The 16,859-nt window shown below is 67.9% G+C and carries 15 protein-coding genes; all 15 read left to right on the top strand.

Features of this window, described 5'->3' with window-relative positions:
- Positions 1–169 precede the first annotated feature (169 nt).
- The 15 genes from AAH991_RS00565 to AAH991_RS00495 all read left to right on the top strand — a co-directional run bounded on the left by AAH991_RS00565 (position 170) and on the right by AAH991_RS00495 (position 16,326).
- A complete protein-coding gene (locus AAH991_RS00565) occupies positions 170–1,048 on the top strand; it encodes an HAD family hydrolase (protein WP_346223945.1) in 879 nt (292 codons plus the stop codon).
- Complete coding sequence (locus AAH991_RS00560) at positions 1,045–2,892, top strand: hypothetical protein (RefSeq protein ID WP_346223944.1); 1,848 nt, start codon at positions 1,045–1,047, stop codon at positions 2,890–2,892. The genes AAH991_RS00565 and AAH991_RS00560 overlap by 4 nt, the downstream gene beginning before the upstream one ends.
- Positions 2,889–3,845, top strand: a complete 957-nt coding sequence (locus tag AAH991_RS00555; protein ID WP_346223943.1) for a thymidylate synthase — start codon at positions 2,889–2,891, stop codon at positions 3,843–3,845. The genes AAH991_RS00560 and AAH991_RS00555 overlap by 4 nt, the downstream gene beginning before the upstream one ends.
- Before the next feature lie 8 nt (positions 3,846–3,853).
- Positions 3,854–5,572 carry a carbamoyltransferase family protein gene (locus tag AAH991_RS00550; protein ID WP_346223942.1) on the top strand — a complete coding sequence of 573 codons (1,719 nt, stop codon included), beginning with the start codon at positions 3,854–3,856 and terminating at the stop codon, positions 5,570–5,572.
- A complete protein-coding gene (locus AAH991_RS00545; RefSeq protein ID WP_346223941.1) occupies positions 5,569–6,621 on the top strand; it encodes a glycosyltransferase family protein in 1,053 nt (350 codons plus the stop codon). The genes AAH991_RS00550 and AAH991_RS00545 overlap by 4 nt, the downstream gene beginning before the upstream one ends.
- 96 nt (positions 6,622–6,717) lie before the next feature.
- Complete coding sequence (locus AAH991_RS00540; RefSeq protein WP_346223940.1) at positions 6,718–7,230, top strand: P-loop NTPase family protein; 513 nt, start codon at positions 6,718–6,720, stop codon at positions 7,228–7,230.
- Positions 7,231–7,261: 31 nt separating this feature from the next.
- Positions 7,262–8,107 (top strand): class I SAM-dependent methyltransferase, encoded by an 846-nt coding sequence (locus AAH991_RS00535; protein WP_346223939.1) that lies wholly within the window; start codon positions 7,262–7,264, stop codon positions 8,105–8,107.
- On the top strand, positions 8,104–8,868 hold the full coding sequence (locus tag AAH991_RS00530) for a phosphotransferase (RefSeq protein ID WP_346223938.1): 765 nt from the start codon (positions 8,104–8,106) through the stop codon (positions 8,866–8,868). Before AAH991_RS00535 ends, AAH991_RS00530 begins: the two co-directional genes overlap by 4 nt.
- A complete protein-coding gene (locus AAH991_RS00525) occupies positions 8,865–9,521 on the top strand; it encodes a histidine phosphatase family protein (RefSeq protein ID WP_346223937.1) in 657 nt (218 codons plus the stop codon). The genes AAH991_RS00530 and AAH991_RS00525 overlap by 4 nt, the downstream gene beginning before the upstream one ends.
- Positions 9,518–10,354 carry an aminoglycoside phosphotransferase/kinase family protein gene (locus AAH991_RS00520; RefSeq protein ID WP_346223936.1) on the top strand — a complete coding sequence of 279 codons (837 nt, stop codon included), beginning with the start codon at positions 9,518–9,520 and terminating at the stop codon, positions 10,352–10,354. The genes AAH991_RS00525 and AAH991_RS00520 overlap by 4 nt, the downstream gene beginning before the upstream one ends.
- A gap of 32 nt (positions 10,355–10,386) precedes the next feature.
- Entirely contained in the window at positions 10,387–11,388 is a 1,002-nt protein-coding gene (locus AAH991_RS00515; protein WP_346223935.1) for an NAD-dependent epimerase/dehydratase family protein, read from the top strand.
- Between the two features lie 26 nt (positions 11,389–11,414).
- The gene (locus AAH991_RS00510; protein ID WP_346223934.1) at positions 11,415–12,536 is read left to right on the top strand and encodes an adenosylhomocysteinase; all 1,122 of its coding nucleotides are present in this window, start codon (positions 11,415–11,417) and stop codon (positions 12,534–12,536) included.
- A 4-nt stretch (positions 12,537–12,540) separates the two neighbouring features.
- Positions 12,541–13,107 carry an NUDIX hydrolase gene (locus AAH991_RS00505; protein WP_346223933.1) on the top strand — a complete coding sequence of 189 codons (567 nt, stop codon included), beginning with the start codon at positions 12,541–12,543 and terminating at the stop codon, positions 13,105–13,107.
- A 23-nt stretch (positions 13,108–13,130) separates the two neighbouring features.
- Complete coding sequence (locus AAH991_RS00500; protein ID WP_346223932.1) at positions 13,131–13,946, top strand: 3-deoxy-manno-octulosonate cytidylyltransferase; 816 nt, start codon at positions 13,131–13,133, stop codon at positions 13,944–13,946.
- A gap of 475 nt (positions 13,947–14,421) precedes the next feature.
- On the top strand, positions 14,422–16,326 hold the full coding sequence (locus tag AAH991_RS00495) for an ATP-binding cassette domain-containing protein (protein WP_346223931.1): 1,905 nt from the start codon (positions 14,422–14,424) through the stop codon (positions 16,324–16,326).
- Positions 16,327–16,859: the final 533 nt, after the last annotated feature.

Here is a 16,859-nt window from a genome sequence, read left to right as displayed (position 1 = left end):
AAGCCAGTCGCTCGTTCCTGTGTGCCATTCTTCGGCCCCGTTCACAAGAGAACGATCTTTGACGGGTTTGACGGCATCGCGGACCGGCCGGGGATACCTACCCGTCGTCATTCACGGTTCACTCAAGGTCAACGAAACCACCATCTGCCTTTGCCGGGGAGGAAATCCGGTGAAGACCAGCCTCTGTCTCGTTTCGGTGATGGCCGACAGCCGGACCATGCGCCCCACCGAGGACGAAACCGGTAAGCGGGTGCTCGCTTTTCATCAGGCGCCCGGAACCGACCGTCGCTTTCTGACCCTCGTCATTCCCTCTTTGGAGACCTTCATCATGCCTCCTGAATCACTTCCCTCTGATTCGTATACCGTGTCGGGGAGCGAGGCCGACTGCGGTTCGTTAGTACGGCGTAGCCTCCTCTTCGATTTGGACGGCGTTCTCGTCGACACGCGTCCTGTGATGGAGAGAGCGTGGCACGCGGTCCAGGAAGCCCATGGCCTCGACGTGCCCTTCGAGGCGTACCAGGAACACCTCGGCCGCCCCTTCGGCGACATCATGGGACGTCTCGGTCTGGCCAACGCTGGGGAGATTCACCGGACGTACGGGGAGGCGTCTGCGGCAGCGTCCGATCTGGCCCGAGAGTTCGACGACATCACAGGCGTCCTTCTCTCGGCCGCCGCTGCCGGCTGGTCCCTCGGAGTCGTCACCTCCAAGCCGTTGTCCAGGACAAACCCCCTCCTTGAGCGGCTCGGCTGCCCGTTCGCCACCGTGCGCGGGCCCGATGGGCAGGGGCGGGGTAAGCCGGCACCGGACCCGATCCTGCTCGCCTTGGTCGACCTCGGTACCGACCCGGCCGATGTGACGTACGTGGGCGACATGGGGGTCGACCAAGAGGCGGCGCGGCGCGCCGGCGTCTCCTACATCCACGCGGGCTGGGGATACGGCCGCCCGATCGGGCCGTCCCCCGTGGTCGCCGAATCGCCCAAGGACCTGTTGCGCCTCCTCGGCATCAGCACCGCACAGACCCCGCTCATTGAAGGCGGCTCGTTGTGAAGGCGGTTGGGCAGAGCGCGCTCGGCCTTGTCCGGAGCGGTTTCGAGGGGCAGCCGTCGTGGGCCTTGGTGGGAGAGGGCGCTCTCGCCACGATGCGGGCGGAGCAGATCACCACGCGAGACCTGGAGGCCCTGCCGCTCGATTCGGGCGAGGTGCGTGAGGAAGTCAATCGGATCATGGGGGCACTTGAGACGTACGGCGCGCATCTCGCCGCTACGCCGGGCGGCGCGGGATGGCTGTACGTGCAGCACGTGCCGGTGCGGCGCCTGGTGGAGCGGCTGGTACGCAAGCTGATGGCGCTCAGTGCCTGGGAGCCGTTCAAGAAGGCCCCCGGCGCGATAACTCTCGCACCGTATGAGGGGCTCGTCGGCGTGCGGTCGAGCAGCTCGCGGGAGTACCGGTCCTATACCGTCACCTGGTCCGGCGTGGCCTTCGTACTGGGAGCCCCGGTCTCCCACAATCCGTTGCGATCCGCACAGTCGCCTACCCGTCCCGCTGTTCACGTGGCCGCTGCGCATCCGCCCGCGTCCGAGGTGCGCCGAAGTGATGTGGTGGCGCTGTCGTGGTCGTCCCGTCACGCGGCCACGTTGCTCCCCGTGCTCGATGTCCTCGCGCGCGACGGGCGAAGGAGTCTGCTGATCGACCTCGCCACCGACGCGGCGGAGCGGAGTCCGGCTCCTCGAGCCGAGGAGGTGAGGCTGTATTCGCCCCCCGCCGGCCTTTTCGGCCGCCGCGGTGCCGTGGAAGAGCTCCGGCGGCAGGACGACGGCGCAGTCGTTCAGGTGAAGGAGCACAGCGTCCATCTGGGTCGGTTGCTCCGGCTCGTCTCGGTGCTGTTGGAGACGAGCGGGGGATGCACCCAGCCGTCGTGGCGATCCGTCGTGGAGGCGGAAGCGTGGTTGGACGATGTCCTCGCCGTGGCCCGGCCGCACGCCGTGCTGGTCAGCAACGACACCAGCCCGCTGGGAGCGCTCGCTGTGCACGCGGCCGAGCGCCACGGCATCAATACGGTGCACGTCCAGCACGGTGCTTGGACAGCGGAGTCGGTCGCGTGGCCGGCTCTCCACAGTCGTCACATCGTCGTCATGGGGGAACGCGACGCCCCCCTCGCACGGGCCTGGACGCGGCATCCCGACGCCGAAGTCCACGTCCTGGGCCAGCCTCGCTTCGACAGCCTGGCCCGTTGCGACCGCGAGGCCCAGCAGCGGTACCTGGCACAGCTCATCGATGCCGCCGCCGGAAGGGAGCCCACCCGGATCGTGGTGTGGGCCTGCCAGCCCTTCGGTCCTGATCGTCTCAGGGCCCAGGCCGACCTGCTCTTGGACGGGCTACGTAGGGCCGACGGTGGCTGGGGCCTCGTCATCGCCCCCCACCCCGCGCAGAGCGCCGACGCGTTCTCCGCCCTGGTCAGGCGGGATGACGGAGCACTCGTGGCCGTGACCGACCCGCGGGTCGGAGCACGCGGTTGCTTCGCCGGTGCCGATGCCCTGGCGAGTGCGTACTCGACATGTGGCATCGAAGCGGCCCTCCTGAACGTGCCGGTCCTCGAAATCGGCGCGGCCGGTGAGCGCACGCTCGGTCTGGCCGAGCACGGCCTCGCCCGGCGCTGCATCAGCGCGGACGACATCGCCGACGCCCTCTCGTCGCTGGCCCGCCCCAACCGGCCCGCCGTCCAGACGACGCCGGACGCGGTGTGCCGGTGGCGCGGAGACAGCGCCGCCGACGTCGCGCACCTCATCCTCGGGCGCGCCGACGACGCTGCCACGCGCCTGGTCCCCATCCACCACGATGCCCCTGGCGCTGATTCCGCGCTGTCGCGGGGCGAAGGAGCCCGTGCCCGATGACACACCTGATCGGCGACAGCGTCGCCGAACTCTTCGCCGGGGCGGTCACCCTGGCGAAAGACGGCGAGAAGGTCGCGCCTCGCGGCATGGGGACCCGTGAGGTCCTCGATGTCCACATGCGGCTGACCCGGCCCCGAGCCCGACTGCTGTACGCGCCGCCGGCCCGGATCCTGAACCCCGCGTTCGCGGTCGCGGAGACCGTCTGGCACCTCTCCGGCTCGGACGACCCGTGGATCTTCGACTACAACGCGCAGCTACGGCAGTACGCCGATGACGGTGTTCTTCGCGGCGCCTACGGCCCACGCATGCGGAACTGGGCAGGCGTCGTGGACCAGTTGCACCGCGTCCTTGAGATCCTCACGGAAGACCCCGACTCCCGCCGAGCCCTGATCCAACTGTATGACCCGGCTCGGGATGCCGCTGGGCACAAGGACGTGCCCTGCACGCTCGGTTTCGCCTTCCACCTACGCGCCGGCCGCCTGCACATGTCGACCACCATGCGCGGCCAGGACGTGTGGATCGGCATGCCGTACGACCTGTTCTTCTACACGGTCCTGCACGAGCTGGTCGCCGGTTGGCTCGGCGCCGAGCTGGGCGACTTCCACCACTACGTGGGGTCCCTGCACATCTACGAGCGCCACCTCGACCAGGCCGAGCACCTCGCCTCTCTCACCGCGAGCGCGATCATGCCGGACCTCACCACCGAGTGGGAGGGCTTCGACACGCTTCTCGACCAGGTCCGAGCCGGAGCGGTGACAGGGCATCCGGGATGGGACGGCATGGCCGAGATCCTGCGCAGCTACCGGCTGTGGAAGGACGGCCTGCGCGATCAGGCGTGGCTCGTGGCCGAAGGGGTCGACGGGCCACTCGGCCAGGCGCTGACCGGGTGGTACGGCGAGTTGAACCGGCGCGCCAGGACCTCGACCACCCCCGCAACGGCAGGGGTGAGGTGACGCACGACATGGACCGAATTCCCTCTGTCATCCTCGGCCTATGCTCCTACACCCATGACTCCGCCGCCGCGCTGCTGGTCGACGGGGAGCTGATCGGCTTCGTGGAGGAGGAGCGCCTGTCCCAGCGCAAACACACCAAGGACTACCCCCGCCTCGCGGTCGAGTGGCTGCTGGGAGAAGCAGGACTCACCGCCGGTGACGTGGAGGCTGTCGCGTACAACTTCCAGCCCGCCCGGTATCTCCTCGAGTCCCCGGCCGCCCTGCGCCTGGCTCTGTCGGCGATCACGCGTGATCGGGCGCTGGCTCGGGCCAGGGGCTTCGCCAAGGTGGCGCTGCGCACCCAGCAGCGTGTTCGCACCCTTGGGCAGCTGTTCCCTTCAGCCCGTGTGGTGTCTGTCCCGCACCATCGAGCCCACCAGCTGGCTGCCTTCGCAGCGTCCGGGTGGAACGAGGCGGCGGTGCTCGTCGTCGACAGTCTCGGCGAACGGCAGACCACCACCATCGCGCACGGTCACGACACGCTGCGCCCCCGCACCCGCATCGTGGAGGCAGTCCACGACCCGGCTTCGCTCGGGTACGTGTACGGCGCGGTCACCGAGCACCTGGGCTGGCGCCGCGGCGACGAGGAGGGCACCGTGATGGCCCTCGCCGCCCTCGGCGACCCCAAGCGGTTCCGTCACCTGTTCGCCCGGGCTGTCCGCACCACCCCGACCGGCTTCTCCGTCGACCCCGCCTATTTCCCCCCTCGCACCCTGAACTCCGGGTATCCGAGGACCTCTCGTCGCTTCATCAGCGAGACATGCCCTCAGCGTCACCCGGACGAACCGCTCGCGGACGTCCACCGAGATCTAGCCGCGGCGCTCCAGGAGCGCACCGATCAGGTCATGCTGCATCTGGCCCGCCGGGCGCGGACGCTCACCGGATCCCGTCGCCTGTGTGTCGGTGGCGGAGTCGCCACCAACTGCGTGAGCATCGGCCGGATCATCGAGGCCGGCGTCTTCGATCAGGTGTTTGTCCCGCCCGCCCCCGGTGACGCCGGCACCGCGATCGGTGCCGCCGTCGCTGTGCACTGTGACAGCGGCAGCCGGCGGCTCGTGGCCGGCGTGGCCCGATCCTGCTACCTGGGTCCGTCGTTCCAGGACCAGGACCTCGATCTGACCGCCTGGCCGCGACTTCGGCAGAAGACCATGGGCATCGAACCCGCCGAGTTCCTCGCCGACCAGCTCGCCGACGGGATGATCGTGGGCTTGTTCCGAGGTCGGGTGGAGGCCGGTCCGCGTGCCTTGGGCAACCGCTCGATCCTCGCTTCTCCCCTGGAGCCAGGGGTAGTGGAGCGGCTGAACGCCACCGTGAAGTACCGGGAGCCGTTCCGGCCCTTCGCCCCGATGGTCCTGGCCGAGCGTGCTGAGGAGTTCTTCACCCTGGGCCAGGAAGCGCCCTACATGTCGATGGCCTCCGGCGTGACAGCCGCGGCGCGCGAAAAGGTACCGGCCATCGTGCACGCCAACGGCACCTCCCGCCTCCAGACCGTCACGAAATCGCAGAACCCGTTCATGCACGCGGTTCTGACGGCCTTCGCACGCCGCACCGGGGTCCCGGTGCTGATCAACACCTCGCTCAACATCAAGGGCAAGCCGATCTGCGGGACACCGGCCATGGCCCTGGACTGCCTGGCCGAGTCCGGCCTGGACGCCCTGCTGCTGGAAGGCCGGTGGATCACCAAATGAAGATCGGGTACAGCTTTTGGGGCTTCCTGGGCAACGGGATCACCGACACTCCGGACGGGGGCCGCAGCCACCGCCGCCCCTTCATCGACGCCCTCCTCGCCCGCGGGCACGAGATCGTCTTCCTCCAGGCCAACCGCGACCTGATGGAAGCCGGCGACGACCTCGGCGGCGCCTACGTCTTCGATACCGGGGTTCCGGCGATCGACGTCCTGTTCCTGGAATGGCGCTGGGCGATCACCGGGCGCAACACAACCGCGTGCGGTACCGAGGGCCACACATGTGACCTGCACCGCCAGGCCGAACTTCTCACGCACTACACCGCACGACGCGGTATGCCGACCGTGATCTGGGACAAGGACCGCAAGCTGCGGCCTGAGGGTGTGTGGCGCGGCACTCTACGGACCGCCGTGTGCGAAGCGGCCCTCGAACCCTCAGCGGGCGCCCACCGCCTGCTCTTCCCGGTCGACGACCGGCTCCTGGACCGCGCGGATCCGATCGCGCTCGCCGCGACACCTCGAGATCTCGCGCTCGGTTACGTGGGCAACCAGTACGACCGCGACGCGCATTTCGACCGCTACTTCGCCCCCGCCGCCGCCCGCGTCGCACACCTGGTCGGTGGCAAGTGGACCCGGACCGATCGCTGGCCGCATGTCCGCTTCCTCGGACGGGTCCCCTTCGAGCAAGCCCACGAGCTGTACAGCAGGTCCCTGGCGACCATCCTCATGCTGCCGGAGCGGTACGCCGCGGTCGGGCAGATGACGCAGCGGATCTTCGAGGCGGTGCTCGCCGGCTGCCTGCCGCTCGCTCCGGCCGACATCCGCCACGTCGACCAGTTCGTGCCGGCCGAGTTGATCGTGTCCTCCGGCCGCGAGGTGATCGAGCGCCTCGGCTTTCTCCAGCGGATTTCCGGCAGCCAGCAGCACGTGGACCTGATCGCGGCGTGTCTGGACCGCCTGGACCTCTTCCGCCTGAGCAGGCAGGTCGACGTCCTGGAGACCGTGCTGAACACGATCACGAGTCCCGACGTGGCCGCACGAGGAGTGGCCTGATGCCACAGATCCGCCAGGCCCCCGCGCTTGGATCCACCGAACGTGTCCCGGCGGCGCGCCCACCCGGGCGTCCGAGCGACTCTAGGCTGGAGCACTGTGAAGAAGGTAGCCATCGTCGGCTGCGGAGGCAGCGGCAAGTCCTACCTGGCCCGAGCGCTGGGGAAGATCCTCGACGCACCGGTGACGCACCTGGACGCCGCGTTCTACGACGACGAGTGGAACGAGCTGCCCATGGAGAAGTTCGCCGAGCTGCAGCGGGAGCTGGTCGCACAGCCGCGATGGGTGATCGACGGCAACTACAACTCGACGCTGCGAATCCGGCTGGAAGCCTGCGACACCGTGGTCCTGATGGACGTGTCCACGGCCGCCGCGTTGTGGGGGATCTTCTCCCGGCAGCTGAGGCACGGGGCCGGGCACAAGGGCAACGGGGTGCACAACCGCATCCACTGGGGTGTGATCAAGTACGTGGCGACGTACCGCCGCAGGATGCGCCCCCGCGTCATGGCGAAGATCGAGGAGTTCGCCTCCGGCCGGGCCGACGTGATTCTGCTGGCCAATCGGCGCCAGACGCGCCGTTGGCTGCGCAAGGTGGCCGCCGAGCACCGCTGAGCCGTCCGCGCCCGCGAAGGGAGGGCGCGGTATGAGCGGTGCCAATCCGTTTCTCGACCCCGCCCGGCAGGCGGACCTGTACGGCCACGCCTCCCGTCTCGCCGGCCGGTCAAACGCTCTGATGCGGGCCAAGACCTCCGGCCGGCCCGTTCCGGACAGGATCGTCGAGCTGGTGCGATCCCATCACGCGCGAGCCGACCGTCTCGGTGTGGTCCTGGACATCGGCTGCGGTCGCGGTACGAGCAGCGTGGCGCTCGCCAGTCTGCTGTGCCCGCGGCGTGTCGTCGGTCTCGACGCGGCTCCAGCCCTGATCGACCAGGCCCGTGAGCGGACCCGCCATCTGCCGGGCGTGCAGGTGAGCTTCCTTCAAGGAGACTTCCATCGGCTGCCCCTGCCCGCCGGGTCGTGCGACCTGGCGGTGGCCGCGTTCTGCCTGTACCACTCTCCTCGCCCGGAGACGGTCGTCGCGGAGATCGACCGCGTCCTCGCCCCCGGAGCGCTGGCAGTGCTGGTCACCAAGAGCCTCGACAGCTACCGGGAGCTGGACCAGCTGGTCGCCACGGCGGGCCTCGATCCTCACGCCGAGCGGCACGAGAGCCTGTACGTCTCGGCGCACAGCGGCAATCTCGCCGAGCTGGCAGCGACGTCGCTCGACGTGGTGACCACCGAAAACGAGGAGCACATCTTCACCTTCGACGGCCACGACCACATCGCTGAGTACGTGGCGACCAACCCGAAGTACGGCCTAGCCCCGGGCCTGTACGGGAATTCGGGAGCACTGGCAGCCGTGCTTCACGAGTTCGTGCCGGACCGGCCGCTCACCACCCGGTCCGTCATCACGTTCGTCGTGGCCCAGCCCAGGGAGGGCCGATCATGACGAGCGGCGACTTCACCAAGTTCTATGAGACTCCCGGCCAGGTCTCCGCCGCTGTTCGTCATCACTCGTGGATCAGGGAACATGCCTGCCCCTTGCGACTGCCGGCGTTCGTGGTGATCGGGCCGACCAGCCTGACCTACCAGCGGGTCGAAGGACGCCCAGTCCAGCGGAAGGATTTGCTCGCGCTGGCGGCGCTACTGGGCCATGCGCATGGCTCCGCCTGGGCGAGCGACCTGCGAGCTGCCGACTTGGCCACGCCGCACCGATTCCAGGACGGCACCGCCTTCGCCGACTACCTCGGCCCCCGCAAGGCCGCCCTCCAGCACCGGCTGGAGCAGGGTTACTTACCCAACAAGGCTGCTCTGCACGCGATGCAGGCGTTGCTGGAAAGCACGGCAGAGGGCCCCACGGCCTTCTACAAGGACAGCAATCCCCGGAACTTCCTCATCACCGATGCCGGGGCTGTCTTCACCGTCGACACCGACGACCTCACACTGGCGCCGATGGCCTACGACCTCGCGAAGCTGATCGCCACGCTGCTCCTGACGTACGGACCGCTCTCGGATCAGGCCATCGACGCGGCTCTGGACGCCTACAACGAGGCCGCAGGTCACCACGACACCCGCCTCGGTGCCACGGACCGCGATCGCCTCGACGACTTTCTCGTCCTGCACGCCGTCCTGACCGCCCCCTACATCGGACGCAACGGCTACAGCCACGACTGGCCACCCAACTACCCCCGACTCCGAGGTCGAGCGTGATCATCACCGAACTCGTCTTCGTCCGCCACGGCGAGGCTCAGTGCAACGCCGACGGACTGGTCGGAGGACCGCTGACCTGCACCGGACTGACCAATCGCGGCTACGCCCAGGTGGAGCAGGCCGCATGTCGGCTCGCCGACGAACACCGGGACAAGCCGTTCGACGCGCTCTACGCCGGACCGCGCCTGCGCCTGATCCAGACCGGCGAGATCCTCAGTCAGTCCCTTCGGATCCCGCTCATCACGGACGTGCGGCTCGACGGCCCGATCCACGGCGACGCCGACGGCAGACCCTGGGCCGAGGTGAAGACCGCCGCCGATGGCGGGCCTCATGCCCACCCGGACACACCCTGGGCTCTGGGATCCGACACCTGGAACGGATACCTGAAAAGGGCCGGTGCCCACCTGGCACAGCTCATCGAAGAACACGAAGGCGACCGCGTCCTGTTCGCCGCACACGGCGAGACCGTGATCGTCGCCCACACGCTGCTCCTGGGCATCCCGCTCGGCTCCCCCGCGGGTTTCACGGTCACCCACGGAGCCATTACGCGCTGGCAGCATCACCGCAACCGGCTGGACCAGACCCGATGGATCCTCGACAGGCACAACGACACCTCGCACCAGGCCCTCCCGGCGAAGGAGGCCAGCTCGTGATCAGAGCCTTCGTTGATCCGCGCCTGGAACTGGCCCGCGACAGGGTCGGCTGCGTCCGCGTCCTACCGGATCCGTCCCTTCCGCCGCGCCTGCTCCAGCTGGCCGATGGCCAGGGACGGAGATACTTCGCCAAGCGGCACGACAACCGATCAAGGTACGTCCAGGAGGTCCAGGCGTACCGCACCTGGTCGCAACATCTCCAAGGGCATGTGCCTGAGTTGGTCGGCTGTCATGACAGCACGCGCACGCTGCTGGTGACCGCGCTGTCCGGCACGCGGGCGGACGCTGTGACGCCAGGATCGCCCGAGGAGGAACTGGTCCACCACGAGGCCGGTCGCATACTGCGACTGCTCCACCAGGCCACCCTCATCCCGCGCTCCGGAGCCGTCGGCCCCGGCCTTGCACAACGCCTTGCTCGTTGGATCGACCGGGCGGATCAGGCCGGTCTCATTTCCGCCGACGAACGCGAACTCCTGACCGCCCACCAGGACGTACTGGCGGGCACGCCCATGGACAGCGCGGTGTGCCACCTCGACTACCAACCACGGAACTGGAACATAGGCGAGTCCTTCGGCCTCTACGACCTGGAACACATGCGGCGCGATGCCCGCGTCCGTGACTTCGCCCGTCTCGAATTCCGCCGCTGGCAGGCGGCTTCCCATCTCCGGCACGCGTTCTACTCCGGATACGGGCGCCAGCCCACCGACATGGAGCAATGCCTGCTCGAATCCTTCGGCGCCATCGAGGCGGTCACCGCCCTCGTGCGCGGATACGAGCAGGAGGATCTCGCCCTCTCCGCCCACGGCCGCGCCGTCCTGGCCCGGCTGAGCTGAAACGCCGACACCACCGCTTCTGGAGACGCACCGTGACACAGCAGTTGACTCCTCAGAGCACCCACTTCCCCCGCCGCGCCGTCGTGACCGGCGCCGCCGGCTTCATCGGTTCCCATCTCGCACACGCCCTCGTCCAGGCCGGGACCGTCGTCATCGGTGTCGATCGTCGTGACCTCTCCACCGACCAGACCGCCGCGGCCAACCTCACCCCTCTGCGATCACTCCCGGGGTACATACACGTCACAGCCGACCTGATCGGCTGCGCCATCGACCCCCTCCTGATCGACGCGGACGCGGTCTTCCACCTCGCCGCCATCCCCGGTGTCCGCCCCTCCTGGGGACCGCAGTTCGGTGACTACGTCGCCTCCAACATCCTGGCCACCAAGCGCCTACTCGACGCCGTCGGGCGCATGCGCGTTCCCCGCCTGGTCGTCGCCTCCTCCTCCAGCGTCTATGGCGCCACCGATGGCGGACACAGCGTCGAGACCGACCACCCGCGGCCCGCGTCACCGTACGCCGTCACCAAGCTCGCCGAGGAGCAACTCTGCCTCGCCCACGCCGCGCAGCCCCACTGCCCCACCACCGTCGTCGCACTGCGATACTTCACCGTTTACGGCCCCCGGCAGCGCACCGACATGTTCACCCACCGCGCTCTGCTGGCCGCCCTGACCGGCCAGCCGCTGCGCCTCTACGGAGACGGTCACCAGCGCCGGGACTTCACCTACATCGACGACGCGGTCGCCGCCACCATCGCCGCGGCCACCGCTCCTGCCGCACACGGGGTGATCAACGTGGGGGGAGGCTCGAACGCCTCCCTCCTCGAAGTGATCAGCATCGCCAACAGCCTGGTCGGCCGCGATATCGAGGTGCGTCAGGAGAACCCCCGCCACGGCGACGTCCTCACCACCCGCGCCCACCCCGGTCGCGCCCACGAAGTCTTGGGCTGGCAGGCGCGGGTCGACCTCCACAGCGGCATACGCGCCCACATGCAAGCCCTGGCCGCCGAGCCCAGCGTGTACAGCCGAGCCGCCTAACCAGACGGAAGCCAGGAGGAACTGCTGTGGAGAGTCCTGAGCGAGCACGACTCGACGCCTTCTTCCGGCGCGTCACCGAGCAATTCCCCGCCGGCGGCCCGATCACCTCACTCATCATCACGCACCTGCTCTCCGAGCGTCCGGCATTCCTGCGCGCGATGGCCACGACCTCGACAGTCGGTGCCGTACTGCCCAAGCCCAAGTCCGTCGACCAGCAGACGCTGGAAGTGGTCCAGAGCGTCTACACCGTCAACCACCTCAGCAGGGAACTGTTCGCCGACTCCACCCGTGCGCTGGACTACGTGGAGGACACGGCAGGCGGGCAGGACGTCGTCCTAGTGGACATCGGCGGTTACTTCGCTCCCAGCCTCAGCACGCTGGTCGAGAAGTTCTCCGGCCGTGTCCTCGGCGTCGTGGAGGACACGGAGAACGGGCACCAGCGGTACGCGGCGCTCGGCCACTTACCGTGTCCCGTCGTCTCGGTGGCCCGCTCCCCCCTCAAGGACTGCGAGGACCACCTCGTGGGCCGGTCCATCGTCTTCTCCGCCGACGCTCTGGTCCGGGCCCGCGGCGACATCCTGACCAGCCGAAACGCCTGCGTCCTCGGCTTCGGTAAGGTCGGGCGCGCCATCGCGCAGACACTTCGGGCCAATGACCTGCGGGTCACGGTCTACGACACGGACCCCGTCCGGCGGGTGCAGGCGCACTCCCAGGGCTTCCACACGACAGCGACCACCGCCGAGGCGGTCAGGGACGCCGAACTCGTCCTGTGCGCCACCGGAAACCTCGCACTGCGCCAGCACGACTTCGCCGCCCTGCGCAACGGCGCCTACCTCGCTTCGGTGACCTCCTCGGAAGACGAGCTGGAACTCACAGCCCTCCACGAGCTCTACCAGCGCATCCCCGTGGGGGAACAGCTGACGCGCTACGAGATCACCGGTCACTACTTCTACGTGCTCGCCGACGGCGGCGCCGTCAACTTCGTACATGGAGCAGCCGTCGGCACCTACATCCACCTCGTCCAGGCCGAGATACTCGCCGCCACCGCCGCCCTCAGCCACGGCCGCTTCCAACCCGGCCTGCACAGCATGCCCACGACCGACCGCCAGGCCATCGCCAAGATCTGGCTCGACCACTTCGACAGGTGATCTCATGCCGCCGTCCCCGGACCACATACGCGCCACAGCGAAGGCCTACCTCGGCCGGCACCCCGGGGAGCGGCAGCTTCTCGAACCGCTGTTCACCGCTCTGGCAGACGCGCTGGACCCCACGCACCGCAAGACTTTCCCAGCTCACGTCACCTGCAGCGCCATCGTTCTCGACGACGCCGACCGAGTGCTCCACATCCGCCACAACGCGACAGGCAAGTTCCTCGCACCGGGGGGACACATCGAACAGGGCGACCAGGACCTCGTTCACGCCGCCCTGCGCGAGCTCTCCGAGGAGACCGGCATCCCCAGCGACGCGGTCGTCCCCCTACGGGGGTTTGAGACGGTTCCCCTCGACATCGACGTACATGAGATCGACGCCAACCCCGCCAAGGGCGAACCGGGACACCAGCACGTCGACTTCCGCTTCGTCTTCCGGCTCAAGGCGCAGCGCTCGCTGACGCTCAAGACCGAGGAGGTCAGCGGCTACGAGTGGCGGTCGTTTCAGGGAGCCGCCTCACCGACCGTCCGCGCCAAGCTGGCCCTCCTTCCACGTCCTGCACGTTCCTGAGACCCGATCGACGGGAGTACGCCATGGTCGCCGATCCAGCAGCACAGCCACGCACCGTGCGTCGCCACATAGCGATCATCCCTTGCCGGTGGGGGGCCTCGCGCTTCCCCGGCAAGCCCTTGGCCCCGCTGGGGGACAAGCCTCTGCTGTGGCATGTGCACCAACGCTGCATGGAGGCCACGCGTCTCGACGGTGTGCTGGTCGCGACAGACGACGAACGCATCGAGGCCGTTTGCCGCGAACTGGGCATCGAATGCATGCGCACTGGAGAACACCTCACCGGCACCGACCGCGTCGCGGAATGCGCTGCACGCGTTTCCGCCGACGCCTACATCAACGTCCAGGGCGATGAGCCGTTCATCGCGCCGGCCGCGATCGATGCCGTCTCCGACGCTCTCCACCACCTCACCGTCGGCACACTCGCGGTGAACGCTTACACGGAACTGGACGACGCCGGCGCCGTCCTCGATCACAACGTCGTGAAAGTCGTGCTGGGAGCCGGTGGAAACGCCTTGATGTTCTCGCGCCAACCGATCCCCTATCCGCGAGGGGCCCGCCCGACGTATCTGCGTCAACTGGGGCTCTACGGCTTCACCGGTGAGGCTCTCCGCCAGTTCCGGCAGCTCCCGCAAGGGCCGCTGGAGCGAACCGAGGGTGTGGAGATGCTGCGCTTCATCGAGCACGGGTACGGCGTTCGGATGCTTCCCGTTGCCGACGAAGGCGTGGCAGTCGACACACCCGAGGACCTCGCAAGGGCGTTCAAACTCCTATGTAACCGAATCGATGAGCCAGACGATGCCGCAATGAGTATTTCACAGGTGGCCCCACCGAGACGATAGAGACCTCTCCAGCGACGATCGGCGATTGCAACTATGGGCGCTGCAGGAAGAACCTGCGGATGTGAAGATCAGTTCGGTGCTCATCATCGATCGCATCGCGGCATCGTCAACTCTAGAAAGGAAAGCGGATCTCGGAAGTCGGGGACATGAGTTTAAAGCTCCGAGGTGTCTTCCCCTTCTCGCAGTTCCGCCGGACTATAGGCAGATTCGCCCCCACTCGGCGAGCATCGCAATGCGCACAGGGCAATGAACTACGAGCTTTTGTCATCGGATGGGAGGTGATGTCCCTACACCGGGTCGAAGAGCAAACAGCCGGAATCCAGTACGTAGCCGCTCCGTCGAACCCACGCGATCCCTTCAGACGAGATCCCCGTCCTTGCCCCACTCTCCCCGTCCGACCTGAAGGTCCTTGCCGACCAGGCGCGCCCGCTTCGCCGGCCAGATTCCTCCCGATCGTGGAACAGGAGCCGCTGACGTGGCCGACGAGACAACCGTCACCGACAACGAAACCGGCCCTGAACAGCACAGCGAGGAGCTGAGGTTCAACTACAACGGCGGCGACACCAGCGAGTTGGCCCAGCACCTGACCGGGCGCAGCCTTAGCGCCCGCCTGCCCACGCTGGTCCGTCGCTCCTTCTCCCTGGCCTGGGCGGTGGATCGGCGCTCGACGCTCGCTCTGCTGGCCTGCCAGGTCGTCTCAGGCCTGTTGGAGGCGCTCGGCCTGTTCGCGACCACCACGGCGCTCAGCGCGCTGATCCAGTCCGCTCAGGACCCCGCTCAGCTGCGCGCGGCCGTGCCCTCCGTGGCGATCCTGGGCGGGGCGGCCGGTTCACGAGCGGTCCTGGGCATCGCGATCCAGTCCTTATCGCACCGGCTCGCGCCGCGGATCTCGCGTGAGGCGGAGTACCGCATGCTGGAGGCGGCCACCAACGCCGAGATGGCCGCCTACGACCACCCCGGCTTCAACGACCGCTACGACAAGGCCGACCGGGGAGTCGAGGTCAGCCGCGACATGATCGGCCAGTCACAGAACCTGGTCTCCTCGGCGGCCACGCTGATCGCCGCAGCCGTGGTCATCGCCGCGCTCGCCCCGATCCTGCTGCCGCTGCTCGCGCTCACCGCGGTGCCCCAGGCCGCGGCCTCCGTAGCGGGCGAACGGGTCGCCTATTTGGCGACGCTGAGGACGTTCCACGATCGCCGCATGCTGAACATGCTGCGCTGGCACCTGACCCACAAGGACCAGGCCGACCAGATCCGCACCGACACCCTGGCCCCCTACTTGCTGGACAAATACCGGGCCAGCGGCGTGCGGGTGGACCGCACCAACGATCAAGCCGCCTGGCAGCGCGCCAGGATCAACCTTGTGGGTTCCGCCGTCAGCGGCCTCGCCTCGGCGCTGATGTGGGCCGGCGTGATGCTGCTGCTCGGCACCGGTCATATCAGCGCCGCTGCCGCCGGCACGCTCGTCTTCACGCTACGCTCGGCTTCCCGCGGCCTGTACGGCATCGTCGGGTACGGAACCGATCTGATGCGCACCGGCCGATACATGGACGACTGGGAGTCTTTCGTCGAGGAGGCGGCCGGGCAACGTCTGGACCGGGGGGACATCGTGCCGGACCGTCCCCGGCATGTCGCCCTCCACCAGGTGACCTTCCGTTACCCTGACGCTGATCGCGACACTCTGCACGAGGTGGAATTCGAGGTCCGGCGGGGAGAGATCGTCGCCGTGGTGGGCGAGAACGGCTCGGGCAAGACCACGCTGATGAAACTGCTGTCGGGGCTCAACCTGCCCACCTCCGGGGTGGTCACCTGGGACGGGGTCAGCACCCGTGATCTGGACCCGCACGCCTTGTGGAAGCAGTGCGCGGTCGTGCCGCAGGAGTTCGCCCGCTGGCCGATGACCGCGCGGGAGAACATCCACCTCGGCCAGCCCCAGCCTGAGGGAGACGACGCGGTACGGCGGGCGGCTACCGCCAGTGGCGCCGACTCGGTGATCAGCGTGCTGCGGAGCGGCTTGGACACGCTGCTTGCGCGTGAATGGTGGGGCGGTCAGGCCCTGTCCTCCGGGCAGTGGCAGCGCATCGCAGGCGCCCGGGCGATCCACCGAGACGCCGGCCTGCTGGTGATGGACGAGCCCACCTCCGACTTGGACGCCCGAGCCGAGCACCGCATCTTCACCGGATTGCGTCAGCTCGCCCGAGACCGAGCGATCGTGCTCGTCACGCACAATCTCGCCAACACGGTCGTCGCCGACCGGATCGTGGTCATGGCAGACGGGCGTGTGACGGCCGAGGGTCCCTTCTCCGAACTAATCTCCCAGCCCGGGCTCTTTCGCGACCTCTGGCTCCTGCAGCAAGACCGCGGAAACCCCGCCATATAGGAGAGCACGACATGACCATCGAGCCTCAAAACGCACGCTGTCAAACACAGCGGGAGAGGCGAGGCCAACTGGGTGCGCGGGCAGAGTGGCGTGCCGCATCGATAAAATCGGGTCGTCGTCAGCTCTGAGAAGGTGCGGGGTCTCGGAAGTCGAGGAGTGTGCGTTCGCCTTCCGAGTAATTTCAACCATGCCATAACCGGAGGCGTACATAGAGGGTGGCCAATCCATTGGCCAATGCTCGGCCAATGGTGCGCCACTTATGATTGGTCATGATCCCCATGGCGTTTTCCCTGGTCAGCGGCCTGCGGCGAGGCCTCTTGCTGGCCCGACTGTATCGGTGATCCCTATGATCGAAGGGCTGGGAGGGGCGCCGTGCTGATTAATTTGGCCCGGCTTCCGCATTTGCCCGTCACTGTTTCTCTGATTGCCTTTATTGCTGGCTTTTCGCTTCAGTGTGAGTGATTGTCTCTTCTTGGCATTCTCCTTGTAACCCGCTCGTGCCTCTTGGGGCTTTCTCTACGACCCGCTCCCTC

It is taken from the genome of Microbispora sp. ZYX-F-249 (genome assembly GCF_039649665.1).
In the GTDB taxonomy this organism is placed as follows: Bacteria; Actinomycetota; Actinomycetes; order Streptosporangiales; family Streptosporangiaceae; genus Microbispora; species Microbispora maris.
Note: the sequence above shows the minus strand (reverse complement) of the source record. Positions and strands in the feature narration are given on the sequence as shown.

Bases quoted from the DNA above. Each gene is read 5' to 3' on its own strand.
- AAH991_RS00550 (WP_346223942.1), top strand. From the start codon at position 3,854: ATGGACCGAATTCCCTCTGTCATCCTCGGCCTATGCTCCTACACCCAT.
- AAH991_RS00500 (WP_346223932.1), top strand. From the start codon at position 13,131: ATGGTCGCCGATCCAGCAGCACAGCCACGCACCGTGCGTCGCCACATA.
- AAH991_RS00545 (WP_346223941.1), top strand. From the start codon at position 5,569: ATGAAGATCGGGTACAGCTTTTGGGGCTTCCTGGGCAACGGGATCACC.
- AAH991_RS00555 (WP_346223943.1), top strand. From the start codon at position 2,889: ATGACACACCTGATCGGCGACAGCGTCGCCGAACTCTTCGCCGGGGCG.
- AAH991_RS00505 (WP_346223933.1), top strand. From the start codon at position 12,541: ATGCCGCCGTCCCCGGACCACATACGCGCCACAGCGAAGGCCTACCTC.
- AAH991_RS00535 (WP_346223939.1), top strand. From the start codon at position 7,262: ATGAGCGGTGCCAATCCGTTTCTCGACCCCGCCCGGCAGGCGGACCTG.
- AAH991_RS00530 (WP_346223938.1), top strand. From the start codon at position 8,104: ATGACGAGCGGCGACTTCACCAAGTTCTATGAGACTCCCGGCCAGGTC.